Annotated in this window: 25 protein-coding genes, 1 tRNA gene and 1 pseudogene; 11 read left to right on the top strand and 16 right to left on the bottom strand. The window is 69.9% G+C overall.

Features of this window, described 5'->3' with window-relative positions; genetic code table 11:
- The first annotated feature begins 10 nt into the window (after nucleotides 1-10).
- Together SM573_RS06985 and SM573_RS06980 are read left to right on the top strand one after the other, a co-directional pair.
- A complete protein-coding gene (locus SM573_RS06985; RefSeq protein ID WP_474615756.1) occupies nucleotides 11-595 on the top strand; it encodes a hypothetical protein in 585 nt (194 codons plus the stop codon).
- Between the two features lie 61 nt (nucleotides 596-656).
- Nucleotides 657-1154: a hypothetical protein gene (locus SM573_RS06980; RefSeq protein WP_474616040.1), complete on the top strand. Its 498-nt coding sequence runs from the start codon at nucleotides 657-659 to the stop codon at nucleotides 1152-1154.
- Between the two features lie 110 nt (nucleotides 1155-1264).
- Here SM573_RS06980 and SM573_RS06975 read toward each other — a convergent pair whose 3' ends face one another.
- Complete coding sequence (locus tag SM573_RS06975) at nucleotides 1265-1522, bottom strand: hypothetical protein (RefSeq protein ID WP_474615755.1); 258 nt, start codon at nucleotides 1520-1522, stop codon at nucleotides 1265-1267.
- A 392-nt stretch (nucleotides 1523-1914) separates the two neighbouring features.
- Nucleotides 1915-2736: a Crp/Fnr family transcriptional regulator gene (locus SM573_RS06970; RefSeq protein ID WP_474615754.1), complete on the bottom strand. Its 822-nt coding sequence runs from the start codon at nucleotides 2734-2736 to the stop codon at nucleotides 1915-1917.
- A 698-nt stretch (nucleotides 2737-3434) separates the two neighbouring features.
- Here SM573_RS06970 and SM573_RS06965 point away from each other — a divergent pair.
- Nucleotides 3435-4988 (top strand): hypothetical protein, encoded by a 1554-nt coding sequence (locus SM573_RS06965; protein WP_474611450.1) that lies wholly within the window; start codon nucleotides 3435-3437, stop codon nucleotides 4986-4988.
- A gap of 518 nt (nucleotides 4989-5506) precedes the next feature.
- Here the strand turns inward: SM573_RS06965 and SM573_RS06960 are convergent.
- The 4 genes from SM573_RS06960 to SM573_RS06945 form a co-directional block, all read right to left on the bottom strand.
- Nucleotides 5507-6598 (bottom strand): serine/threonine-protein kinase, encoded by a 1092-nt coding sequence (locus tag SM573_RS06960; protein ID WP_474611451.1) that lies wholly within the window; start codon nucleotides 6596-6598, stop codon nucleotides 5507-5509.
- 3 nt (nucleotides 6599-6601) lie between these two features.
- Complete coding sequence (locus SM573_RS06955; protein ID WP_474611452.1) at nucleotides 6602-6922, bottom strand: hypothetical protein; 321 nt, start codon at nucleotides 6920-6922, stop codon at nucleotides 6602-6604.
- Between the two features lie 334 nt (nucleotides 6923-7256).
- The gene (locus tag SM573_RS06950; protein ID WP_474611453.1) at nucleotides 7257-7955 is read right to left on the bottom strand and encodes an HAD family hydrolase; all 699 of its coding nucleotides are present in this window, start codon (nucleotides 7953-7955) and stop codon (nucleotides 7257-7259) included.
- Nucleotides 7952-8803, bottom strand: a complete 852-nt coding sequence (locus SM573_RS06945; protein WP_474611454.1) for a winged helix-turn-helix domain-containing protein — start codon at nucleotides 8801-8803, stop codon at nucleotides 7952-7954. The genes SM573_RS06950 and SM573_RS06945 overlap by 4 nt, the downstream gene beginning before the upstream one ends.
- A 5-nt stretch (nucleotides 8804-8808) precedes the next feature.
- On the opposite strand from SM573_RS06945, the gene SM573_RS06940 reads away from it, so the two are divergent.
- Nucleotides 8809-10017, top strand: a complete 1209-nt coding sequence (locus SM573_RS06940; RefSeq protein ID WP_474611512.1) for a tyrosine-type recombinase/integrase — start codon at nucleotides 8809-8811, stop codon at nucleotides 10015-10017.
- Between the two features lie 86 nt (nucleotides 10018-10103).
- Here SM573_RS06940 and SM573_RS06935 read toward each other — a convergent pair.
- Nucleotides 10104-10190: transfer RNA gene (locus SM573_RS06935), tRNA-Ser, on the bottom strand.
- 75 nt (nucleotides 10191-10265) lie between these two features.
- On the opposite strand from SM573_RS06935, the gene deoD reads away from it, so the two are divergent.
- The 3 genes from deoD to SM573_RS06920 all read left to right on the top strand — a co-directional run bounded on the left by deoD (nucleotide 10266) and on the right by SM573_RS06920 (nucleotide 12209).
- Nucleotides 10266-10973, top strand: coding sequence for a purine-nucleoside phosphorylase (gene deoD, locus SM573_RS06930; protein WP_474611455.1), 708 nt, complete (start codon nucleotides 10266-10268; stop codon nucleotides 10971-10973).
- 136 nt (nucleotides 10974-11109) lie between these two features.
- Complete coding sequence (locus tag SM573_RS06925; protein ID WP_474611456.1) at nucleotides 11110-11748, top strand: TetR/AcrR family transcriptional regulator; 639 nt, start codon at nucleotides 11110-11112, stop codon at nucleotides 11746-11748.
- Complete coding sequence (locus SM573_RS06920) at nucleotides 11745-12209, top strand: acyl-CoA thioesterase (RefSeq protein WP_474611457.1); 465 nt, start codon at nucleotides 11745-11747, stop codon at nucleotides 12207-12209. Before SM573_RS06925 ends, SM573_RS06920 begins: the two co-directional genes overlap by 4 nt.
- A gap of 45 nt (nucleotides 12210-12254) precedes the next feature.
- Here SM573_RS06920 and SM573_RS06915 read toward each other — a convergent pair whose 3' ends face one another.
- From SM573_RS06915 to SM573_RS06900, 4 genes are read right to left on the bottom strand one after another with little or no spacing between them, the layout of a single operon-like run.
- Nucleotides 12255-13490, bottom strand: coding sequence for an ABC transporter permease (locus SM573_RS06915; protein WP_474611458.1), 1236 nt, complete (start codon nucleotides 13488-13490; stop codon nucleotides 12255-12257).
- The gene (locus tag SM573_RS06910) at nucleotides 13490-14188 is read right to left on the bottom strand and encodes an ABC transporter ATP-binding protein (protein WP_474611459.1); all 699 of its coding nucleotides are present in this window, start codon (nucleotides 14186-14188) and stop codon (nucleotides 13490-13492) included. Before SM573_RS06910 ends, SM573_RS06915 begins: the two co-directional genes overlap by 1 nt.
- Complete coding sequence (locus SM573_RS06905; RefSeq protein ID WP_474611460.1) at nucleotides 14185-15255, bottom strand: peptidoglycan-binding protein; 1071 nt, start codon at nucleotides 15253-15255, stop codon at nucleotides 14185-14187. Before SM573_RS06905 ends, SM573_RS06910 begins: the two co-directional genes overlap by 4 nt.
- Nucleotides 15252-15776, bottom strand: coding sequence for a hypothetical protein (locus SM573_RS06900; protein WP_474611461.1), 525 nt, complete (start codon nucleotides 15774-15776; stop codon nucleotides 15252-15254). Before SM573_RS06900 ends, SM573_RS06905 begins: the two co-directional genes overlap by 4 nt.
- A gap of 128 nt (nucleotides 15777-15904) precedes the next feature.
- On the opposite strand from SM573_RS06900, the gene SM573_RS06895 reads away from it, so the two are divergent.
- Together SM573_RS06895 and SM573_RS06890 are read left to right on the top strand one after the other, a co-directional pair.
- Nucleotides 15905-16561, top strand: a complete 657-nt coding sequence (locus SM573_RS06895) for a response regulator transcription factor (protein ID WP_474611462.1) — start codon at nucleotides 15905-15907, stop codon at nucleotides 16559-16561.
- Complete coding sequence (locus tag SM573_RS06890; protein ID WP_474611463.1) at nucleotides 16558-17790, top strand: sensor histidine kinase; 1233 nt, start codon at nucleotides 16558-16560, stop codon at nucleotides 17788-17790. The genes SM573_RS06895 and SM573_RS06890 overlap by 4 nt, the downstream gene beginning before the upstream one ends.
- Nucleotides 17791-18045: 255 nt before the next feature.
- Here the strand turns inward: SM573_RS06890 and SM573_RS06885 are convergent, their stop codons facing one another.
- From SM573_RS06885 to SM573_RS06870, 4 genes are all read right to left on the bottom strand, one after another.
- The gene (locus tag SM573_RS06885) at nucleotides 18046-18504 is read right to left on the bottom strand and encodes a nucleoside deaminase (protein ID WP_474611513.1); all 459 of its coding nucleotides are present in this window, start codon (nucleotides 18502-18504) and stop codon (nucleotides 18046-18048) included.
- 184 nt (nucleotides 18505-18688) lie between these two features.
- Nucleotides 18689-19213: a tRNA adenosine deaminase-associated protein gene (locus SM573_RS06880; protein ID WP_474611464.1), complete on the bottom strand. Its 525-nt coding sequence runs from the start codon at nucleotides 19211-19213 to the stop codon at nucleotides 18689-18691.
- 122 nt (nucleotides 19214-19335) lie between these two features.
- Nucleotides 19336-19503 (bottom strand): hypothetical protein, encoded by a 168-nt coding sequence (locus SM573_RS06875; RefSeq protein WP_474611465.1) that lies wholly within the window; start codon nucleotides 19501-19503, stop codon nucleotides 19336-19338.
- A gap of 76 nt (nucleotides 19504-19579) precedes the next feature.
- Nucleotides 19580-19951 carry a hypothetical protein gene (locus SM573_RS06870; protein WP_474611514.1) on the bottom strand — a complete coding sequence of 124 codons (372 nt, stop codon included), beginning with the start codon at nucleotides 19949-19951 and terminating at the stop codon, nucleotides 19580-19582.
- A gap of 82 nt (nucleotides 19952-20033) precedes the next feature.
- Here SM573_RS06870 and SM573_RS06865 point away from each other — a divergent pair, with 82 nt between their 5' ends.
- Both SM573_RS06865 and SM573_RS06860 read left to right on the top strand, forming a co-directional pair.
- Nucleotides 20034-20783 (top strand): M23 family metallopeptidase, encoded by a 750-nt coding sequence (locus SM573_RS06865; protein ID WP_474611466.1) that lies wholly within the window; start codon nucleotides 20034-20036, stop codon nucleotides 20781-20783.
- Between the two features lie 29 nt (nucleotides 20784-20812).
- Nucleotides 20813-21883 (top strand): PHP domain-containing protein, encoded by a 1071-nt coding sequence (locus SM573_RS06860; protein ID WP_474611467.1) that lies wholly within the window; start codon nucleotides 20813-20815, stop codon nucleotides 21881-21883.
- Here SM573_RS06860 and SM573_RS06855 read toward each other — a convergent pair.
- A pseudogene (locus tag SM573_RS06855) lies at nucleotides 21766-22881 on the bottom strand (DMT family transporter); the annotation flags it as partial. The gene SM573_RS06860 and the pseudogene SM573_RS06855 sit on opposite strands and share 118 nt — an antisense overlap.
- Between the last annotated feature and the right edge of the window lie 68 nt (nucleotides 22882-22949).

Here is a 22949-nt window from a genome sequence, read left to right as displayed (position 1 = left end):
AGGTGGACGGGTGAGTTACCAGCTCAGCGCGCTCGTGGCGGACGCCGATCTGCTCCGCGAGCACACCGCCGACCTGGATCACGCCGTCCTCGGCGAGCTGCGGCAGGACTTCGCGCTGTTGCCGGTCACCCCGCAGCTCGTCGAGGAGTTGACCGGCGCGCTGCCGGACTTCTCGACCGAGGAGCGCGACCCGGTCCACCCCTTCCGCCTGGTGCTCTCCCCGGCCCTGTCGGCGACGTTCGCCGACTGGTCGCGGCGGATGCCGATGGCGTACCTGGAGGCGGAGTTCAGCGGCGGCCTCGGGTACCAGTCGGCGGCGGTCTGGTTCGGCGGCCGGCTCACCTGGGGCCCGCACGTCGACAGCGTCTTCGACCGGCCCCGGCAGCAGTGGCCGATCAACGCGGCCCTCGTCGAGCTGGGTGTCGAGCCGGGTGCGTGGATCGACCCGTTCGCCGAGCTGGGGTTGCACCTGGAGCGGGACACGACCGGCTGGCTCGCGCACGGGCGGCGGCGGCTGAGCCCCGACTACTGGGACGACCTGGCCGAGGAGTGGGAAGAGCAATCCGGCGGTTGGCAGCAACCTGGATCCGCCTGAGCCGTTAGGAGGCCGGGGGGAATCCATGAAATTGCGACAATTTGCCTTTATCGCGGGCTTGCTGACGGCTGCCGTCGTCTCCGGCAGCGCCCCGACCGACTTCGCGGACGTTCCACAGGCGACGGTGCCCGTCGGCGCCGTCGAGGTGGTCGACCTGAACGGCCTGCGCAACATCGAGTTCGGCGAGACAGAGGACGAACTGACCCGGCGCGGCATACTCCGGACGGATCTGGCGGGCTGCGGCCCGACGCTGGCCGGGCACGAGATGGCCACACCGGTCTTCATCGACGACCGGCTGGTGCTGCTCTGGGCGGGCGAACCGATGCGTACGCCCGAGGGCATCGCCGCCGGCACCCCGGTGACCGAGGTCTGGTCCCGCTACCCGTCCGTGAGCGAGTTGGACGCGCCGGCCGGGACGTACCGCCTCGACGGGCTGCTCGCCCGCCACGGCGACCGGGGCTACCTGTTCCTCCACGATGGACAGCAGGTGCGGAAGGTCATCGCCGGCTACGCCGACTGGGCGCGGCAGCTCTTCGAGGAGGGGATCGGCCCCTGCTGACGCCGCCGCAGCGACCGGGCTGCTGCCGGGCACCTCGCGACCCCGAACGAGCACGACACCGCGACGAGGGCGGCCGGCAGCGCCCGGCCAGGCGGCGGCGAGCGCCCCGGTCAGCGGAGCGTCGTCGAGGCGCCCCCAGAGATCCACAGCTCCAGGACGCCGGCGAGCGCCAGCAGCCCGAGACCGGCGGCCGACGCCAGCCGTACGCGCGGAGCCGCCCGACCGGCCGCCAACACGTAGCCGAGGAGCGCCGCCATCGCGACCAGGCCGGACCGGAGGGCCATCGGCGTCTCGCCGACCGCGCCGGCCAGCACGGCGAGGGCGCCCGACACGACGTACACCAGCAGCAGGACCCGGGGTAGGCGCACGGCCAGGGATGCTGCCACAGCCGGAGACCCGGTAGGGGGCGTGCGACCCGCCGGGGGAGCGAACCCGCGCGGGCCGACCGGCCATGAACGAAACGCCCGGTCGGTCCTCACGGACCGCCGGGCGTTTTCGCACCAAGAGAGCGGTGGCGGCGGGATTTGAACCCGCGGAGGGCGTAAACCCTCACACGCTTTCGAGGTCTGCGACCTACTGTTCACCGGCCATCACAGGCGCTCGCGAACAGGGATGGTGCATGAACCGGCCTCCACAGAACGTCCTTGCATCTACACGAACGAGACCACAACTGAGACCGCCCTCCTCACAACTGGCGGCACCGCTCCAACCACCACCCAACTCGCCTGGACCTAGGGTGCGCGCCTGAGCACTGGCTTGATTAGGTTCCTAGACGATACGGCTGCTGGTCAGGACTCCTCGCCATATACATCTGAGTGGCAACGGCATCAGACAGAATCAGTGCGGGAGGGTCGGTGATGACAACGCCGGCATATATTGATCGCATCATCTTGCGCGCCCGCAGTCCGGCAAGAACGGCGTCGACACTGGAACTCGATGCAGAAATCAACTTAGCCAGATCGAGATTAGTTAGTGAAAGCGAGGGTGATTCCATGGGCTCGGCCGGCAGCAGTGTAACGAGGGTGCGTATGAGCCGCTCCTTAGAGCCGCCTTGGAAGCGGCCCTGTTCGATCCTCTCCAGCCGGCTTCGCTGCGCCTGCTCCGCAACAACTCTCCGCGACCATGCAGGATTAAGACGGAGCAAGCGGCGAAAATCCTCAACCGGAAAGGCGACAACCTGGGTTGGTGTTGTCGCGATGGCTATGCATGGATAATCTGAGCCACTCAGAGCATCCGTCAAAGCCTCACCTCGGCGAAGAACGCCAAGGAGTTGCCCGGTACGACCGACCAGTCGCACAACTCCGGACATGACGAGCCACACCGCCTGCGCATTGTCATCCTCCTTAAAGAGCACCTGTGAAGGGCCATAAAAGCGGATGAAATCGGCTGTTGCCCGCCGCCACAAGTGTCCCCACTCTAGGGCGTAGTGGCTGACCTCTGAGCGAGACGCGCTGAGGCCGTCGAGAAAATATGCACGCGACGTTGGCGGGTGATAGGGAATCCGCTCTCGACCGCTGGAGTTCTTTGGCCAGATCTCTTGGGCGCCCACTAGCATAGAGTCAGCGAACCGGTCATCGATCATCGTTGCACCGATTCGATGAGTGCTGGCAGAGCGCCGAGCAACGCAGCCACCGCCAGTAGCACTGTTGCAATGGCCCGCCCTGCGTTTCGAGCCTTTGCCAGCTTACTCACGACATAGGCAGTGAGGAGCATTGCGGACACAGCAAGGCCCGCAGACAGCAGGAGTGAGAGGACGTCGTTCAAACTCTTACCTTCTTCGGCTAACTGGCCTCGTGCGATCGCCTCGTTTGAATGGCTTGGTAGGAGCCCGAGGTTGACCGTCAGTCTACGAAGCGACGACAGTTCTTCAAAGCCGTCGGCCAGCCGCGGGGCTCCGCACGTAGGCGACCGGCAGCCACATCTGTGCAGGTCAGGAGGCTGCGCCTTCACATACCCTATAAAGATCCCTGACGAGCGAGCGCCCAAAACTGGGTAGTTCGTGTTGCCTATTTGCGGGCTGACGGAGTAGAAAAAGGTACCGGGCTGCTGGCCTCGTGCGAAGAGATGTTGGCGCCGGTGGACGACGTGCCGTGGTGGGGGTGGTAGCCCACTACGGCCGTCGTCACACAAACCTGGACATCTCAACACATTCGGCGCCGCCGCGATCAACCGCGGCACGCAGGGCGATCCGCCCGGCTTGCTCTGCACCGTGGACACCGGCTACCTGGCCCGCCCCTGCAAGGCAACTCAGACGTCGCACCCGTGTGGAACTCTGAGACCGTGCATCTGACCGATGGTGAAGGACGCGTCCTCAACGCCCATTACAAGGTCGAGGCGGATTCCCATGGCCTGTCCGTGATCCTGGACAGCGCCGGCGGACGGACTGCAAATGGGGGAAGCCGCAATGCCGACTACCGCGAGGGGCTCCGGTTACTGCTCGAACGCCTCAGGGACCGAGAGGCGGTCTTGACGAGGGTCGTGGTCGACTCTAGGACGCTGGCAAGCCTGCCGGAGACGCACCGGATGGTGCTTGAGGGACCGGTAGCCCTTACGGAACAGGCGGACCTTGACCGTCTCCGCCGGCGGCTCACCAACGGTCAAGGCCGTATCGGCCAAGCCCCCGAGGCAACTAAGGCTGGCAACAACAGCAAACGGCTACGATTGCGGGTGGCGGTGCCCGGTCATAGTGCGACGGATCCCGCGGCACTGGAGCGGGAGTTGGCAAGCCCGTCAGGACCAAGACAAATCCCATCGCCTCGCATGCCCCACCAGGTCACGCCGACCGACCAAGGCTTGGTCGCGGCGACCCTCCGGCAACCGCTGGTGCTGATTGCCCCTTGTTACGGCAATCCCGCATCCCGCGCCCGATTCCGGGACACGCTGGAGCAGGAGGTTGCCTTCACCGAGCAGTCGGCAGTAAGAGCGTTGAGTAGCGACGAGGCCCAACAGCTACTCGCGGCCCACCCGTCCGGACGTGCTCGGTTCTGGGGTGCCCTCTCACGCCATGACGGCAAGATGGACCGCCTCGCTCCAGGCGATCCGGTTCTCTTCACCGGGCAGAACCGTGTCCAGGCCATCGCCTACATCGGTTGCAAGTTGCGCAACGCCGCGTTCGCGGATGCGCTATGGCAACCGGATCAAGAAACCGGGAGCTGGAGCAACGTGTACTCGTTGGTCGACTTCCGCCGCGTCCATGACGTGCGCTACAGCGATCTTCAAGTCCTCGCAGGGTACAGCCCGCGCGATGTCTTTCAAGAGACACGAGTACCACGCCCAGATCAAGCGGCCGCGCTCATAGCCGGCCTCGGCTTGACGGCCACCGAGGTCAGCGAGAACCACGAGCAAGCGGGTGAACTCCTCATCGGGGCTCTCGGCAGCACCCAAGAACTGTTCGGCGCCGAGGAGAGTCACACCGACGCTACGACGTACGAGCGCATCGCTGGGACGGTGATCGTTCAACGGGCCGAAGCCCGCTTGGTCGCCAAGTACCGCGCGACACTGCCAGGGCTAATGCGTCTGCGGCTCGCAGTCGGATGGACCGACCTGTACTGCGTCGAGAACGGTGACCTTATCGAGGCAAAGCGTTCTGCCAGTCACTCCTACGTTCGTGACGCTCTCGGTCAGCTCCTGGATTACGCCGCCCACACCGCTCAACCGGTGAACCGCCTGACCGCTCTCTTCCCCGCGGCGCCAGCACGCAGGGACATCGGACTCCTTCACACCTACGGCGTTGACTGTCTCTACTGGGAAGGCGGCGACACCTTTACCCGCTTGGAGGCACCCGCTTCCGCACGTGCCCGAATCCGTTCGTTTTGGTACGAAAGGACCGTCTAGTGTGCGTCTAGGATGCCCGGCGAGGCTTCCAGGCACACAGGTTTGAGCTTTGCCTCCCGTCCGTCCTAACACCGGCGGCGAGGCCGAGCAGGTGTAACACACCCGATAGCTGTGAGGTCGTGCGCAGCTGACTCGAAGGGGTTACGGTGTGGTATGGGCACGAGCGAGCGTCGCCACCCGCCAGCCTTACGCACTCTAACCCTAGGCGTCTGGGCAATGCCCGGCGGGCTGCCCAGGCACCCTTGGGCGGCCACAATGCTTGCCGAAGAGATCTTCGATTCCTCGAAGTGCTCCAGTCAACTTAGGTCAGAACTGGAGCAACTGCGTCGCAAGGCCACCGGCTTTCAGCAGAGTACGACCTTCTCGCTACTGCTAAGGCTTGCGGCAGCTGGAGTCCTGGAGGCGAGCGGCGTAGGCCGCAATGCCCGCCTTTCAGTTTCCTCTGAATGGCAGGAGCGCGTCTCGGCTGAGTGGACACGTCTTGACGACGACGAGCGACAGGCCCTAATGAAGGCCGGTCAACGGGTCGATGCCGCTGCTGTTGCCTTGTCGAAGATCCCAACCAAAGCAGGGCTGGACAAATCGGGGATGACGGATTCAGGACGCAGCCGGCGCCAGCCCGCCCAGTCGCGCTTCCGCCTGCGGACGGTTACCCCGTAGCTCTTGTCACGCTTTCTCTTGCACTCAACGCTGATTCGCGAGCGTGGGTGATGAAGGTACGGCGCTTCCCAGCGGCTTTCTGCCACCTGTTCCCAATCGAGGACCACAACCTTCGCGAGCGCCTCAATCATGGCCCTAGCCGAGCTATAACGCCGACCGGGATCGCCATCACATGCCTTCGCGATTATTCGCCTGAGCGCCGTGGGAACATATGGAGGATAGGGCACGTCATTCAACGGGATAGCAGTCAGCCCCTTTTCGAGCCGTCCAATAATTAGATCCCGCGAATAGTCTTCGTACGGATAGTGTCCGGCGACAAGCTCTCGCAGCACGACTCCCATCGAGTAGATGTCACTAGCGACGGATAGCGCGCCGGAAAAGAATTCGGGTGGAGAGTAAGGAGTTGGGTTGTTGGCCGTGATGGCCAAGCCATTCTCATCAAGCTTGGCGGCGAGGCCGAGATCGGCAACAACCGCGACACAATGATCGTCGGCCAGGAGGATGTTCCCACCCTTCACGTCTCGATGCAGGATCCTGTATACGTCGTGAAGCTCCGCGAGTCCAAGTAGCGACGCCTTCGCGATCCCTATTGCCTGCGTAAGCGTGAAGCGGTCACCTCTGAGGAGCGCATCGGTGATGCTACCTCGCGGATAATAGGGTGTGATGAGTTCAACGACTTCCATCGGCGGTGGATAGTCCTTAATCCGCGCCGCGGTAACCACTCGGACTACATTGGGGTGATTAATAGACTGCAACGTAGCCGGCTCGGGAAGGGAGTCGTCCGCTTCAAGTCCCGAGATATCGAATGCTTTTCCAACTCGCTCCACACGGAGATAGGGGTCCCAGTAGAGATGAACCTCACTCATTCCGCCTGGGATACTTTTGAGACATTCGAATTCAAGCTCTAGCTTGCGGACGTTCTCTCGGGCAGCCAAGGTCTCGCCTTCCACCTGCTACTCGGATTCCTCGGCCAGAACGGCAGCAGCCACGGCAAACGCCTCGGATCGGCCTACGCGCCAATACAAGGGACTTTCGCTGAAGCCAAACCGCTGGGGATCCAACAAATGAAGCTTGTCCGGTGCCGAGCCGACGACGCGCCCGACGGGGTCGGTCTTCAATTCCTGGTATGAGATCCCGAGATCATGGCAGGCGAGTTGCAGGACGGTAAGTGCCGAGATTCGCGAATATGCCGACGCATACTGCCAGTTGTTGAATCGGCGAACGTCGAGGATACCCAGCTTGTTGACGCCGACCGCCCGCAGTTCCTGCTTCACCCTTCCGAGGAGATCCGCGGCTCGCTGGTTTACGGGTAGGGCGGCGGTTGGACGAACACGCGGAGCGCCCACAGCGACTTGCTGCGCTATCAGCCCTGACCATGAGGGCTCCACAACCGCGAAGTAGAGATCGCCCGAGTTCACACTGACACCCCCGACACGCATCAGGACAGCATGTCGGATCAGCAGGTGCCGGTAAAGCCGAGACACGGGTGTCAGTCATAAAGTCGACGCGCAAAGGGTGCGAACCCGCATAAGCCGGATCCTCACATCGCGAGGCCGCCCTCAACCTTCACCCCAAGGACTACTCCATCCTGCCCACGACCACATGGATCTAAACAGAGGCGGCCAAGTCGATAAGTGCTTGGGCGATCTCAGCCATGCTGCCTGCTACCGCATTCGCACGTGCAGTGGTGAATTTTTCGACCTTGCAAGGCTTGTTCGCATAACCGATCACACACACTCCCGCAGCATGTGCTCCCTCGATGTCTGATAGCGAGTCGCCTATGAGAACGCAGCGCCTCGGAGACTGACCGAGCGCATGCACGGCCTGCAGGATCGGATCGGGGTTGGGCTTCATTCGGGTTGGTTCGGCATAAGCGCGACCTACCACCGGCGACACGTACTTCTCGAGCCGGTGCGCTGCCATGTACGCGGTCACAGCACCGGCAGAGTTGTTGCTTACTACCGCCACCGGAATCCCTGCCTGCCGCGCCGCCACGATGACCTCCCGGCCGAATGGTGTGGGCTCCGCAGTCTCGACAGCGCGACGCTCGGCCACACAAAGCGCATCCTCCACCGCCCGCGTGATGCCATAGTCTCCGGCTGCGCCGGTACGGCGTAGCACCTCTAGGGGGTCGGGTTCTCTGGCGAGATCCGGCGGAACGTCGGCACCGTGCCGCCGCAGCACGTCGATCAGCTCGGCGGCAATCTGCGGTGCTGGATAGCCGGCGAAGATGCTGCACACGGGGCCGTCGAAGTCGAGCAGTACGGCGCCGACCTCGCCGAGCAAGCGGCCAAGCTTGGCGCTCATCCGTCGTACCGGTAGGCGATGGTCGACCACACGGAGTCGAACCACTGGCGCGAGGCCTCCACAAACTGCGTGCCATGCGAGGCATCATCGTCGGTCACTACGTAGTGGAACAGCGGCACATCCTTGCCCATCAGGTCGTAGATCGCCATGGGTTCGCCCTTGATCGCGACGGTGCGCTCAACGACCGGATAGAAGCCATAGAAGACCTCTTCACCGTTCAGGATGTAGAGCTTGAACAGCGGAGATGCCCGGTGCATCCGCACCTCGACAGTGGTCGACCGGACGAGGCCCAGGTCTCCCAGCTCCGTCACCTGGTCGATGATGCCGTCCGCCGCCCGACGGGTGATCCGATTGGCACGCTCACGCACAGCGGGATCGTCGGCCTGGGTCTCTGCTCGTGAGGGCAGTGCCATCGGCACGGTCATGTCAGAGATCAGGACCCGCACGGCAATCGTCTCCGGTGCGAGCCGCCCGACCCGCACCTTGTCCAACGCCTCGGCGAGCGCGTCTCGCAGTGTCTCGCCTGAGAACCCCGCGAAATCGATCGTGACGTGTGGCCGCTCAAACGCGGCCTCGATGTGCGGACGCAGCTCGACAGGCCGCTGAGTCTGCGCACGGACGAACGCGCCGCTGCCCTGCCGCGTCACGATCAACCGCTCTGCCCGGAGCAGGTCCAAGGCTCGTTTGACGGTCTCTCGCGCTACGCCATAACGGGCAGCGAGATCGGGTTGCGACGGAAGCTTGTCGCCAGGGACGAGGCGGCGCGTAAGGATGGCCGCTCGCAGCTTGTTGGCGATCTGGTGCGACGCCTGTTTCGGGTCATCCGGGTCTAGCTGCCCGAGGAGCATTCAGCATCTACCTCGGAGCCGATGGTTCCTGGCACGGCCGAGTAACGGTCGGTGTGCGGGATGACGGCTCACCTGACCGCAGGCATGTGCGAGGGAAGACGGAAGCCGCGGTCATCAAGAAGGTCCGTCTCCTTGAGAGGGAACGGGATAGCGGAGCCGTTCGCAAAGCTGGCCAGCGCTGGACTGTAAAAACATGGCTGACGCATTGGGTTGAGAACATCGCCGCGCCTGCGGTCCGTGAGAACACCATCGCTGGCTACCGGGTCGCGGTCTATCGTCACCTGATTCCGGGCCTCGGCGCGCATCGTCTCGACCGCTTGGAGCCGGAGCATCTAGAGCGCTTCTACAGGCGGATGCAGGAGAAGGGCGCCGCCCCAGCGACCGCTCATCAAGCGCACCGCACCGTACGGACCGCGCTCAACGAGGCCGTGCGCCGCGGGCACCTGACGCGGAACCCTGCCGCGCTTGCCAAGGCACCACGACTTCCTGAAACCGAAATCGAGCCGTACTCGGTCGAAGAGGTGCAGCGTCTGTTGGCTGCGACGCGCGGCCGGCGAAACAGCGCGCGATGGGCCATCGCGCTTTCGCTTGGTCTACGTCAAGGGGAAGCGCTCGGCCTGCGCTGGTCGGATGTCGACCTGGACGCCGGGACGCTGACCGTGCGACGCGGTCGGCAGCGCCCGAGGTGGGAGCACGGGTGCAACTCACCGTGCGGCCGGAAGCACGGCGGGCACTGCCCCGACCGCCGCCAGGTGTGGGCCGACACCGCCGAAACCAAGTCACGAGCGGGCCGACGCAGCATCGGGCTACCTGATGAGTTGGTGGCGCTGCTTCGCAAGCACCGCGACGAACAGGAGCGTGAACGAATCATCGCCGCCCAACTCTGGGAAAGCGGTGACTGGCTGTTCGCCACACCGACCGGCGGTCCGGTCAATCCGCGGACGGACTATGACGAGTGGAAGCGGCTGCTCAAGCTCGCTGGCCTGCGGGACGGGCGGCTGCATGACGCCCGTCACACGGCCGCCACCGTGCTGCTGATCCTCGGAGTCGCCGAGAGGGCCGTGATGGGCATCATGGGCTGGTCGAACTCCGCCATGGCAGCCCGGTACCAGCACCTGACCGCACAGGTCCGCCGGGACATCGCCAAACGCGTCGGTGGGCTGCTCTGGGATAATCCGCCCAACGGCGCAGACGGGCCGAAACCGGCCTCCTGATCGCCAACTGAGACCGAAACTGAGACCAGAAGCGGAACGCCCGGTCGATCCTTGCGGATCGACCGGGCGTTTCTGCGTTTCACGAGCGGTGGCGGCGGGATTTGAACCCGCGGAGGGCGTAAACCCTCACACGCTTTCGAGGCGTGCTCCTTAGGCCACTCGGACACACCACCGCCGAGTAGGGTACAGGACCGCTGGTTCCGATGCCGAACCGGTACGGCCCGAGGGCGCCTGGCAGGATCGTTGCCATGAGTACGCACATCGGCGCGAAGCCGGGAGAGATCGCCGAGCGGGTCCTGATGCCGGGCGACCCGCTGCGGGCCAAGTGGATCGCGGAGACCTACCTCGAGGGCGCCGAGTGCTACTCGACGGTCCGCGGCATGCTGGGCTTCACCGGGCGCTGGAAGGGGGTCGACGTCTCCGTCCAGGGCTCCGGCATGGGCATGCCGTCCGCCTCGATCTACGCGCACGAGCTGATCAACGAGTACGGCGTGAAGACGCTGATCCGGGTCGGCTCCTGCGGCGCGCTGCGGGAGGACCTGAAGCTGCGGGACGTGATCGCGGCGATCGGCTCGTCCACCGACTCGAACATGAACCGGATGCGCTTCGACGGCCTGATCGACTACGCCCCGGTCGCCGATTTCGGGTTGCTGCGCACGGCCGTCGAGGTCGCCGAGCGGCAGGGCATCACGATGCACGTGGGCCCGATCCTGGCGGCCGACGCCTTCTACACCGACCGGCCGGACCTCTACGACACCCTCGCCGACTACGGCGTGCTGGCCGTGGAGATGGAGTCGGCGGCGCTCTACACGATCGCGGCCCGGTTCAAGGCGCGGGCGTTGACCGTGCTGACGGTGAGCGACCACATCAAGACCGGCGAGAAGACCACCGCCGCGGAGCGCGAGCAGACCTTCAGCCAGATGGTGGAGGTCGCGCTGGACACGATCATCAGCTGAGTTTCGTCGTACCGTCGTCGCCCCGCCGCCCGTGAGGGACGGCGGGGCGATGTCGTTTCCGCCGGCCGGCGTGGGTGACGGCGGTCACCGTCCAAAACAATACGACCGGTCGTGCTTTTTTAGTACCGTGACCGGCATGACCGTCGACGGACGCCTCGCCCGTGGCGAGCGCACCCGCGCCGCCGCCCTGGACCGGGCCGTGGTGCTCGCCACCGAGGCCGGCCTGCACGGGCTCAGCCTCGCCCAGCTCGCCGACGCGCTCGGCGTCAGCAAGTCCGGGCTCTTCGCGCACTGGCGGTCGAAGGAGGCGCTCCAGCTCGCGGCGATCGACCGGGCGGTGGAGCAGTGGCAGGAGCACGTCATCGCCCCGGCGCTGCGCGCCCCCCGGGGCGTACGCCGGCTGCGCGCGCTGCACGAGGCCCGGATCGACTTCTACGCGGCCCGGGTGCTCCCCGGCGGGTGCTTCTTCGCCAACACGCAGTTCGAGTACAACGCCCGCCCCGGGCCGGTGCGCGACCGCCTGGCCGAGGTGTTCGACCGCTGGACCGGGTTCCTGGAGGACCTCGTCCGGCAGGCCGTCGACGCCGGTGAACTCCCCGCCGACCTGGACGCCGCGCAGTTGGCGTACGAGATCGACGCTCTCGGCATGAGCGCCGCCATGCACTCCCGGTTGCTCGACCCCGACGCGACCTACCGGCACGCCCGCCGGGCGCTGCTGGACCGGCTCCGGGCGCTCTGCCCCGACCCGACCCTGCTAACGGAAGGCCGACCATGAGCCACGCCCTCGCCGACCAGCCCGCCGTCGCGTACGGGCACGTCGAGCACGTGACGGTGCACTTCGACGACCTCGACGCGATGGGCATCCTGCACAACGCCCGCTACGCGGTGCTGCTGGAACGCGCGTTGACGCCCTACTGGACCGACCGGGGGCTCGCCTACCGGGGCAGCGCCACTCCGCCCGACCTGTTCCACGCGGTCCGCGAGTTCACCATCACCTACCGGACCCCGATCAGCCGCACCGGCCCGGTGGCCGTGCACTTCTGGCTCGACCAGTTCGGCACCACCAGCGCCCGCTACGGCTTCCGGTTCCGCTCGCCCGACGGCGACACCGTGTACGCCGAGGGCACCCGGTCGATCGTCCGGCTCGACCCGGCGACGCTGCGCCCGACGCCGTGGACCGACGCGGCCCGCGCGGTGGCCGCCACGCTGCTGCGCCCGGCGGCCACCCCGGCGTGACGCCCGACCCGGGTGCGCCCGCCGCCGGCAGGCGCACCCGGGACGTCAGGCGAGCGCCTCGGTGGGGGCGAGCCGGGCCGCCCGGACAGCCGGGTAGAGACCCGCGAACGCGCCGATCACGACGGTCGCGCCGACGCCACCGGCCATCGCCCACACCGGCACCACCGTCGGCCACTCCCGCCAGAACGCGTACCCGGTGGTCACCAGGATGCCGAGCAGCACCCCGCCGGCCCCGCCGAGCGCGGAGAGCAGCAGCGACTCGGCCAGGAACTGGACGCGGACCTGCCCCCGGGTGGCGCCCAACGAGCGCCGCAGGCCGATCTCGGCCCGCCGCTCCAGCACCGAGATGACCATGGTGTTGGCCACCCCCACCCCGCCGACCAGCAGCGCCACGGCGCCGAGCCCCAGCAGCAGCCCGGTGAACGCCTCGTCGCTGGCGGCCGCGGCGGCCAGCGCGTCCGACGGCCGGGAGACCTGCACCTCGTTCGGCGCCTCCGGGTTGGCCGTCGCGCCGAGCACCGCGCGGACCGCCTCCACCGAGGCCTCCCGCGCCCGCGTGTAGACGGTCGTCGGGTGGCCGTCGAAGCCGAGGTACGCCTCCGCGGCCGGCCAACCGACCAGCGCGGAGCTGTCCAGCTCGGGGGCGAGCGGAGCCGGGGCCAGGATGCCGACCACGGTGAACCAGCGCCCGCCCAGGTACACCTGCACGTCCGGTCCGGCCGCGCCGAGCCCGAGGCGGCGCGCGGCGGCGTCGCCGAGCACCACGGCCGGGTACCGCTCGGTGGCCCCGTTGAGCCAGGTGCCGCTGCGCACCGTCGCGCCCACCGTGTCGAGCAGCCCGAGCTGGGCGGCGCGGGTGGCGATGCCGCCCGTCTCGCCCGACGGGATGCGGTCGCTGCGGTAGACCGGGGAGTCCGGCACCTGCCCGGTGGCGGCGACCCCCGTCACCGGCCCGACCCGGCCGATCATCGCCACCGACTCCACCGGCAGCTTCGCCTGGTCGCCGAAGAGCGTGTTCCCCGGCGCGACGGTGAGCAGGTTGGTGCCGAGCCGGTCCAGCGTGCGGTCCAGTTCGGCCCGGGACGACGACGAGATGCCGACGACCGCGACCATCGCCGCGATGCCGATCGCGATGCCCAGCGCGGACAGGAACGCGCGCAGCGGCCGGGTCCGCAGGCCGACCCCGCCGACGCGGAGCACGTCACCGGGCCCGAGCCGGGCCGGCGCCAGGCGCGGGCGGTCGTCCGTCGGCACGAGCCGGAGCCGGGTCTCCGCCACCATCAGCGCACCCCCTCGGGAAGCGGCGCCGCCGGATCGGCCACCACGCGGCCGTCGCGCATCCGCACCTGGCGGGGCAGACCGTCGGCGATCTCCCGGTCATGGGTGATCACCACGACGGTGGTCCCCGTCGCGTGCAGGTCGCGCAGCAGCGCGAGCACCCCCGCGCCGGCGACCGAGTCGAGGTTTCCGGTCGGCTCGTCGGCGAGGAGCACGGCCGGCTCGCCGACCACCGCCCGGGCCACCGCCACCCGCTGCCGCTCCCCGCCGGAGAGTTCGTGCGGCCGGTGCGACAGCCGGTGGCCCAGGCCGACCCGGTCCAGCGCGGCCTCCGCGCGCCGCCGCCGCTCCCTGCGGGGTACGCCGGCGTAGAGCAACCCGTCCGCCACGTTGTCCAGCACCGGAGTGCCGGGCGCCAGGTGGAACTGCTGGAAGACGAAGCCGATCCGGCGGGCCCGCAGCGCGGAGAGCTGCCGGTCGGGCAGGGTCGCCACGTCGTACCCGTCGATCCGCACCCGCCCGGCCGACGGACGGTCCAGCGTGCCGATGAGGTGCAGCATCGTCGACTTGCCCGACCCGGACGGGCCGACGATGGCCACCAGCTCGCCGTACCCGATCCGCAGGGAGACCTCGCGCAGCGCGGTGACCCCGCCCGGGTACGTCCGGCTCACCCGCTCCAGCGTCACGGCCGCACCGGTCATGCCGGCATCCCCACCGTCGTGCCCTCGGCGATGTCCGGGCCGCTCACCTCGACCCGCCCGGCGGCGAAGAGGCCCGTGGTCACCGCGACGACGCGGCTGCGGCCCCCGTCGACCACCTCCACGCCGTAGCCGCCCTCGGCGAGCGCCAGCAGCGCCGCCACCGGCACGGTGAGCACGTCGGGACGCTCGGCGGCGGTGAAGGTGACCTCCACGCTCGCCTGGTCGTACGCGGCGAGCTTCGCCGGGTCCGTCACGGAGACGGTGACCTCGATCTTCGTCTCCGCCTCGGTCGACTGGCCGGCCGCGCCACCCGAGCCGGACTCGATCACGGTCTGCACCGACTCGATCTTGCCGGCGACGGGCCCGCCGTCGGGCAGCCCGACGCTCACCTCGGCGCCCTCCTTGGCCAGCCGCTGGTCGTCCACATCCAGCTCCACGGTGACCAGCCGGCTCGTCCCGGTGTACGTGAGCACCGCCTGGCCCGGCTGCGCCGCGTCGCCGGTCGTGGCCTGGTGGCTCTCGACCCGGACGGCGTCGTCGGCGTAGACGAGCCGGCCCGGCTCGACCCGGCCGGTCTCGGGCAGGCCGAGATCCTCCTGCCACTCGCGCACCGCGTCGGCGGTGCTGCCGGTGTACTCGTCGTCGGCGGTGAACCCGGTGTAGCCGAGCGCCTTCAGGTTCCGCTCGAACTGCGTGACGTCCGCGCCCTCCACACCCGGTTCGAGCACCCGGTACGCCGGCAGCGACCCGTACAGCAGCACCACCGGGTCGTTGTCCACCGCGTACAGCCGGCCGCCCCGCTTCACCACGGCGCCGGTCTCCGGCAGCGCGGTGATCGTCCCGGTGAGCCGCGCCGCGGCGGTACGCGGGGTGCCGTAACCGAGTTCCCCGTCCACGGCCTGGGCGTCGGTCAACGTCTGGCGGGTGACGGTGGCGGTGGCCGGCGGGGCGGTGTCGGCGGCGGCGGTGCCCCGGTCGGTGCCGCCGAAGCCCACCGCCGCCACGACGCCGGCCGCCGCGGCGACCGCCACGGCCCCGATCGCCGCGACCGTACGGACCCTGCTCACCGGGTGGCCTCCGCGAGCTTCGGCGCGTACTGCCGGCACTTCTCCATGGCGGCCTTCACCTTCGGGTCCTTGATGTTCACCACGTCGAGCCGCAGCTGGATGCCACCGTCCGCCGACGGGTCGGGGAAGTCGGGCACTCCGTTCTCCCGCATGCAGGTGGCGAGCTTGCGCAGCCGCTCCACCTGCTCCGGGTCGAGCTTGCGCTTCTCCCCGCCGTTCGGCAGGTACTGGCGGCACTGCTCCATCGCCGCCTGCACCTTCTCCGGGTCGGTGTCGCCGTCGAACCGGAACAGCCGCTGCCCGCCCGGCTCCGGGTCCGGCAGCTCGACGCCGTGCTCCCGCATGCACCCGGTGAACTTCAGCTGTCGTTCGTCGTCGCTGAGCTGGGCGGCCGGGCTGGCGGACGCCGTCTGCGCCCCGCCGCCACCGGCCGTCGCCACCGCCGGCTCCTCGCTCGCCCCTCCGCACGCGGGAAGGGAGAGCGCGAACAGCAGCGGCAGCGCGAACAGTCCTCGTCGCATCACACGCTTCCTCTCCTGGCCCGGCAGGGCCGCCGGTCCTGCCGGTCATTCGACGACGAGGGGCGTATACCGGGCGTAACCGTCGACGGTTACGCCGCCGTTATCCGGGCCCGGGGCACCATGGACGGGTGAGGGTCCTGGTGGTGGAGGACGAGAGCCTCCTCGCGGAGAGCATCGCCGAGTGGCTGCGCCGCGAGGCGTTCGCGGTGGACGTCGCGTACGACGGCGACGCCGCGCTGGAACGGCTCGGCGTCAACGACTACGACGTGGTCGTCCTCGACCGTGATCTACCGGTGGTGCACGGCGACGACGTGTGCCGGGCGATCGTGGACGGCGGCGGGGAGACCCGGGTGCTGATGCTCACCGCCGCGGCGGCCGTACGGGAGCGGGTGGCCGGGCTGGCGCTCGGCGCCGACGACTACCTGACCAAGCCGTTCGCGCTGGTCGAGCTCTCGGCGCGGGTGCACGCGCTGAGCCGGCGGACCCGCCGGGCGGCGCCACCCACCCTCGCCCGCGCCGGGATCGTGCTCGACCCGGCCCGCCGCGAGGTGCACCGGGACGGCCGGTACGTGCCGCTGTCCCGCAAGGAGTTCGCCGTGCTGGTCGAGCTGATGCGCGCCGACGGGGCCGTCGTCTCCGCGGAGGAGCTGCTGGAACGCGCCTGGGACGAGCACATCGACCCGTTCACCAACGCGGTGCGGGTGACCGTCATGAAGCTGCGCCGCAAGCTGGGTGAACCGCAGGTGGTCGAGACGGTCGCCGGCGTGGGGTACCGGATCCCGTGAAGCGGATCACCCTCCGGGCACGGCTCACGCTCATCTACGGCGGGCTCTTCCTCGTCGCCGGGCTCGTGCTGCTGGCCGTGACGTACGTGCTCGTCGACCAGCGCACGGCCCAGCCGTTCGGGGTGGCGCTGCGGGACGTGAAGCCGATCGTCCAGGAGGGCGCGGACGGGAGGCTCACCGGTGACCAGGCGGAGCAGCTGCGCCTCATCGTCAACAAGGCCCAGGACGACGCGCGGGCCAAGACGCTGGAGTCGCTGCTCACCCAGGGCGGGATCGCGCTGGGCCTGGTCTCCGTGGTGGCCGTGGCGTTCGGCTGGCTGGTCGCCGGCCGGGCGCTGCAACCGCTGCACCAGATCACCGGCACGGCGCGGCGGATCGCCGGTGCCGACGTGGCCGGGCGCGGCCTGCACGAACGGATCTCGCTGTCCGGGCCGGCGGACGAGGTACGCGAGCTGGCCGACACCTTCGACGAGATGCTGGAGCGGCTGGACCGGTCGTTCGACGGGCAGCGCCGTTTCGTGGCCAACGCCTCCCACGAGCTGCGGACACCGCTGGCCCTCAACCGGTCGTTGATCGAGCTGGCGGTCAGCCGGCGGGGCGCCTCCGAGGACGTACGCCGGCTGGGCGAGTCGCTGCTCGCGGTGAACGAGCGGCACGAGCGGCTCATCGACGGGCTGCTCACCCTCGCCGACTCGGAGAACGAGCTGACCGCCCGGTCCCGGGTCGACCTGGCCGACGTGGCCGACCACGTGCTGGACCAGGCCGTCGGGGTCGACGGCGGGCCGAGCGTGACACGGGCGCTGGCTCCGGCGCTGGTCGTCGGCGACCCGGTGCTGCTGGAACGGCTCACCACCAACCTGGTGGAGAACGCGCTGCGGCACAACGTCCCGGCCGGCGGCTGGGTCCAGGTCACCACGGCGGTACGCGACGGCGACGCCACGCTGACCGTCACCAACACCGGCCCGGTCGTGCCCGCGTACGACGTCGAGACCATCTTCGAACCGTTCCGCCGGCTCTCCGGCGAACGGGTCGGTGGGGGCCGCGGGTTCGGCCTGGGCCTGTCCATCGTCCGGGCGGTCACCCGGGCGCACGGCGGCACCGTGACGGCCCGCCCCCGCGACGGCGGCGGGCTGGTGGTCACCGTACGGCTGCCCGAGGCGTCGCCCGCGCAGCCCCGCGTCGGCATCCCCGACGCCCGGAGGGCCGAGCCGGGTCGGAGTCCGCGCTAGCGGCTCGTCACGCAGCCCCGGCGTCCCCGTCGCCGCGAGTGACGCCATCACGTTTCGCACGCTGTCGAGCTGCCCCAGATCTGCGCACTGCCGCCGCCACCGCGGCCGCCCTCCGCACGCGAACCCCACCACGCGGTGGAGCTGCCCGGGCCGAGACGGATATGGGGCAGCTCGACAGGATCCGCACAGGGACCGCGCACGGACCACGCCGTGGCGAACGGAGCTGTCGACGGCGACACCGCCCGGCGGCACGGATCAGCGGAAGAAGGCGCGCAGCAGGGCGGCGCTCTCATTCTCCAGCACCCCGGAGTAGACCTCCGGACGGTGGGTGACCCGCCGGTCGCGGAGCACGTCCCAGAGCGACCCGACCGCGCCGGTCTTCGGCTCCCAGGCGCCGAACACGACTGTCGAGATCCGGGCCAGCGCCAGCGCGCCGGCGCACATCGTGCACGGCTCCAGGGTGACCACCAGCGTGCAGCCGTCGAGCCGCCACCGGCCCAGCCGCTCGGCCGCGCGGCGCAGGGCCAGCACCTCGGCGTGCGCGGTCGGATCGCCGGTCAGCTCGCGCTCGTTACGGCCGATCGCCAGCTCGGCCCCGTCCGGCCCGTAGACCACGGCGCCGACCGGGACGTCCTCAGCCGTCGTGCCGCCGGCCTCGTCGGCCGTCCCGGCACCCGCCGGCCCGGTCACCGCGACCTCCAGCGCCCGGCGCATCCACAGCTCGTGCCGTTGCCGGCGGCCCGTCTCGCCCGGGTCGGCCAGCCCCTCGTCGGCGCCCGGCCCCACCCGGCCCACGCGGCCCGGCGTCGGCTGCCCGGCGCGTACGGTCTCGAAGGCCGGATCCGTGGCGTCCGCCGGCTCGCCGCCCCGAGGCAGGAGCGGCTCGCCACCGGCCGGCTCAGACCTCACGCAGCTCCTCGACCTCGTCGGCGCAGCCCAGCACCTGACAGATCTCCGCGGTCACGTCCGCCGGCAGCATGCCCTCCTCGGCGCAGAGGGAGAGCAGCTTCTGCGCCGAGATGCCCAGGTCGGCCAGGAGGTCAGCGTCACCGACCGGGTCGGCCTCCGGGTCGACGGCGGGCTGCTCGGTCTCCTCGTCGCCGCCGCTGGGCCGGGGCTCCTCGGTGTCGTCCAACCCGGTGACCGACGTCTTCAGGTCACCGACCAGCAGCGCGCCGAGCCGGGACTCCTCCGCGTACGCCGAGTCCGAGCCGAAGATGCGCAGGTCCTCGCTCTCGTCGAGCCGCAGGATGACCAGGTAGGTGTCGTCGGCCTCGACGAAGAGCAGCGACAGGTCGGCGTCCTGGTCGACGTCCCGCAGCCGGTCGGCGACCTCGTCGACGTCCGCGACCCCACGCAGGTTCACCTCGGCGGCCGTCCAGCCGCCGTCATCGCGCACCACGGCCGCAGCGAAGTACGACACGGTCCCCCCAAATGCCCTCGGCACAGCACGCCGACCCGTTACGCGTGCACGTTAGCCGGTCGGATCGGCGGGCGACCGGTCAACGCCCCGAAGGGCGAGCCATTCCTGACAAAGTCGTCACGTCAGCCGGCGATGCGGCGCCGGGTGGCGATCAGCTGCCGCAGCCGCTCGGTGCGCAGCCGTTGCGGCCGCTCCCGCTGTCGTACCGCCCGGGCCCCGGCCAACTCGGCGAGGAGTTGCAGGCGGCGGCGGCTGCGTTCGGGATCGAGCCGCGGAGTGGTCCAGGCCATGATGCCGAGCGTGCCGAGTCCGCCGTCCCACGTCAAGCCGGGTCTCGGAGCGCAGCCGACCCGCCACGCGACGCAGTCACCAGAGCGGCCAGTCCCCCGTCGTCGCCCACCGCGTCGCGACGATCGCGGCCGCGATGCTCCAGCCACCCGCGGTGACGATCGCCACCCCGGTGGCCACCCCGCGGTCGCCGTAGCGGATCAGCACCAGGGCGACGAGCCAGGCCACCAGCCCGGCCACGACCGTCCACCAGACGTAGCTCGCCACGCTCGCGCCGAGCAGCCCGAACAGCAGCAGCCAGGCGAACGCGGCGCCGGCGCCCGCCGCCACACCGAGCCCGGTGACGGGGTGCGGTTCGCGGTAGGTGGGCCGGGTCGGTGGCCCGGACGGGAAGAGCCCCGAGGGGGTACGCGGCCACTGGCGCTGCCCGGCACCCGGGTCGTACGGCAAGGGCTGCTGCCCGGTCGTCACCGTCGCCTCCCCTCCGCCGGAGCACTCGTCCCCACCGTACCGACTCTGCCAGGATGACCGGATGCCGTCGCCGACGAGAAGACGCCGCGCGTACCCGGTCCTGCTGGTGCTCGCCACGGCGCTGGCCGGTGGGTGCGCGGACACCCGGCCGGGGGTTCCTCCGGGCGGCGTGGCGGTGACGCCGCCACCCACCCCGGCCACGGCGGACCAGCCGGCGCCGACGTCCGCCGGCCCGACCGGTCCCACCGGTGCCAGGGGGTCGCCCGGTCCCACGGTGCCGCCGAGGACCGCCACCGACGTGCGGCACGTCTTCCCCGTTCGCGCCAGCAAGGTGGCCTATCACAAGACCCACTCCGGCTACCCGGCGACGGACATCTTCGCCGACTGCGGCGAGGACGTCGTGGCGGTGACGGACGGCACGATCCTCGAGGTGAGCCGGGTGGACCGGTTCGACGAGCGGGGCCCGCGCGGACCGAACAACGGCGGCCTGTCGGTCTCGCTGCTCGGCGACGACGGCGTGCGCTACTACGGCTCCCACCTGAGCGTGGTGGCCGGCGGTGTGGACGCCGGCGTCCGGGTGCGAGCCGGGCAGAAGCTGGGCGAGGTGGGTCGCACGGGCAACGCCAACAACGTCTGCCACCTGCACTTCGGCATCTCGCCGAGTTGCTCCGGTCAGGACGGTTGGTGGATCCGGCGCGGGGTGATCTGGCCGGCGCGGTACCTGGACTCCTGGCGCAAGGGCGGCAACCGGGGCCCGGCCGACGAGGTCGGCGCGTGGCAGCGGCGGCACGGCTGCCCCAAGGCTCCCTGAGCGGCGCCCAGGCGACTAGGTTCGGTGGGATGAAGGCCCGGGACCCCATCGCCGACCTGCGGCGGATCGCGTTCCTGCTGGAGCGGGCGAACGAGGCGACCTACCGCGTACGGGCGTTCCGGTCCGCCGCCAAGACGCTCGCCGCCCTGCCGGCGGCGGAGGTGAGCGAGCGGGCGGCCGCCGGCACCCTCACCGAGCTCTCCGGCGTGGGCGACGTGACGGCCCGTTGCGTGGCCGAGTCGCTCGCCGGCGAGGAGCCGGTCTACCTGCGCCGGCTGCTCGCCACCGAGGGCAGCGACCTGGACGCGGAGGCGACGGCGCTGCGCACCGCCCTGCGCGGCGACTGCCACACCCACTCGGACTGGTCGGACGGCGGCTCGCCCATCGAGGAGATGGCGCTGGCCGCGGTCGAGTTGGGGCACGAGTACGTGGTGCTGACCGACCACTCGCCCCGGTTGACGGTGGCGCGGGGGCTGACGGCCGACCGGCTGCGGCGCCAGCTCGACCACGTGGAGAAGGTGAACGCCGCGCTGCCCGAGGGCTTCCGCATCCTCACCGGCATCGAGGTGGACATCCTCGCCGACGGCTCGCTCGACCAGGACGAGAAGCTGCTGGCCCGGCTCGACGTGGTGGTCGGCTCGGTGCACAGCGGGCTGAACGACGAGCGCTCGAAGATGACCCGGCGGATGCTCACCGCCATCGCGAACCCCCACCTGGACATCCTGGGCCACTGCACCGGCCGGATGGTCTCCTCGCGGCCGGCGGGGGTGACCGGGCCGGGTGATCGCGGGCACCGCGCGCGTACCCGCAAGGAGAGCGACTTCGACGCGGACGCCGTCTTCGCCGCCTGCGCCGAGCACGACGTGGCCGTGGAAATCAACTCACGGCCCGAGCGGCAGGATCCGCCGAAGCGGCTCATCCGCCTCGCGCTGGAGGCCGGCTGCCGCTTCGCCATCAGCACGGACGCGCACGCGCCCGGGCAGCTGGACTGGCAGCGGTTCGGCTGCGAGCGCGCGGCCCGCTGCGGCGTGCCCGCCGACCGGGTGGTCAACACCTGGTCGGCGGAGGAACTCGTCGACTGGGCCCGGCAGCACTCCTGACCCGGCGGGGTGGCGGTCCGTCAGCGGCGGGCCGGCTCGGCGGCGGGCGCCGCGGGCGCCCCGACCTCGACGGGCGCCGGACGACGGCGGCCGAGCAGGCCCTGCGAGACCGCGACGCCGACCAGCACGACGAGCGCGCCGACAGGCTGGTGCCAGTTCATCCGCTCGTCGAGGACCACGGCGCCGATCAGCACCGCGAAGACCGGGATCAGGTAGGTCACGGTGGAGGCGGTGCTCGCTCCGGCGACCCGGATGTTGCGCATGTTGATGACGAAGGCGAGGCCGGTGCCGAGCGCACCGAGGGTCAGCACGCTGGCCACCACGCGCGGCGACAGCTCGGTCGGCAGCGGCGGCGCCCCGGCCACCAGCGGCGTGACGATCGCCAACTGCGCCGTGGCGAGCAGCAGCTGCGCGGCGGAGAGCGAGAGGCCGGAGTGGCTGCTGCTCGCCACGAACCGCTTCTGGTAGGGGATCGCGAGGCCGTAGCAGGCGGCCGCGCCGAAGCACATCAGCTGGCCGAGGAAGTGGGACCCGCCGACGCCCTCCCAGACACCGAGCACCACCAGCACGCCCACGAAGCCGAGCGCGAGCCCGACGGCACGGCGCGCGGTGAGCCGCTCGGTGCGGAAGACCAGCACGGCGAGCGGCAGGACGATCAGCGGCGTGGTCGCGTTCCAGATGCCGGCGAGCATGGACTCGACCCGCTGCTCGCCGTAGCCGAAGAGGGTGAACGGGATGGCGACGCCGAACGCGGCCACCACGGTGAGGTGGCCCCAGACCCGCGGATCGCGGGGCAGCCGGTCGCGGAGCACGGCGAGCACGACGAGCAGGGTCAGCGCACCGGCGACGACCCGGTAGAGGGTGAGCTGGAGGGGGTGCAGCTCCTCGACCCCGACCTTGATGAACAGGAAGCTGGCGCCCCAGATCGCGGCCAGGGCGACGAATCCCGGCAACCAGCTGCGGAGAGCCGGCCGGTCAGGAGTGGAGTGGTCGGTCACCCCTGACACTCTGCCGAAGCCGTACGACATTGTCGCGCACCTTTCGCCACGCGGTGTCGGACGCCACA

The organism is Micromonospora xinjiangensis, assembly GCF_056150165.1.
This window is presented reverse-complemented; position numbering and strand designations above follow the sequence as displayed.

Excerpts from the sequence above, each read along its gene's own strand:
- SM573_RS06920 (WP_474611457.1), top strand. The coding sequence starts at position 11,745 with ATGAGCCACGCCCTCGCCGACCAGCCCGCCGTCGCGTACGGGCACGTC.
- SM573_RS06910 (WP_474611459.1), bottom strand. The coding sequence starts at position 14,188 with ATGACCGGTGCGGCCGTGACGCTGGAGCGGGTGAGCCGGACGTACCCG.
- SM573_RS06950 (WP_474611453.1), bottom strand. The coding sequence starts at position 7,955 with ATGAGCGCCAAGCTTGGCCGCTTGCTCGGCGAGGTCGGCGCCGTACTG.
- SM573_RS06915 (WP_474611458.1), bottom strand. The coding sequence starts at position 13,490 with ATGGTGGCGGAGACCCGGCTCCGGCTCGTGCCGACGGACGACCGCCCG.
- SM573_RS06885 (WP_474611513.1), bottom strand. The coding sequence starts at position 18,504 with ATGCGCCGGGCGCTGGAGGTCGCGGTGACCGGGCCGGCGGGTGCCGGG.
- deoD (WP_474611455.1), top strand. The coding sequence starts at position 10,266 with ATGAGTACGCACATCGGCGCGAAGCCGGGAGAGATCGCCGAGCGGGTC.
- SM573_RS06925 (WP_474611456.1), top strand. The coding sequence starts at position 11,110 with ATGACCGTCGACGGACGCCTCGCCCGTGGCGAGCGCACCCGCGCCGCC.
- SM573_RS06860 (WP_474611467.1), top strand. The coding sequence starts at position 20,813 with ATGAAGGCCCGGGACCCCATCGCCGACCTGCGGCGGATCGCGTTCCTG.
- SM573_RS06970 (WP_474615754.1), bottom strand. The coding sequence starts at position 2,736 with ATGATCGATGACCGGTTCGCTGACTCTATGCTAGTGGGCGCCCAAGAG.
- SM573_RS06900 (WP_474611461.1), bottom strand. The coding sequence starts at position 15,776 with ATGCGACGAGGACTGTTCGCGCTGCCGCTGCTGTTCGCGCTCTCCCTT.
- SM573_RS06865 (WP_474611466.1), top strand. The coding sequence starts at position 20,034 with ATGCCGTCGCCGACGAGAAGACGCCGCGCGTACCCGGTCCTGCTGGTG.
- SM573_RS06875 (WP_474611465.1), bottom strand. The coding sequence starts at position 19,503 with ATGGCCTGGACCACTCCGCGGCTCGATCCCGAACGCAGCCGCCGCCGC.
- SM573_RS06945 (WP_474611454.1), bottom strand. The coding sequence starts at position 8,803 with ATGCTCCTCGGGCAGCTAGACCCGGATGACCCGAAACAGGCGTCGCAC.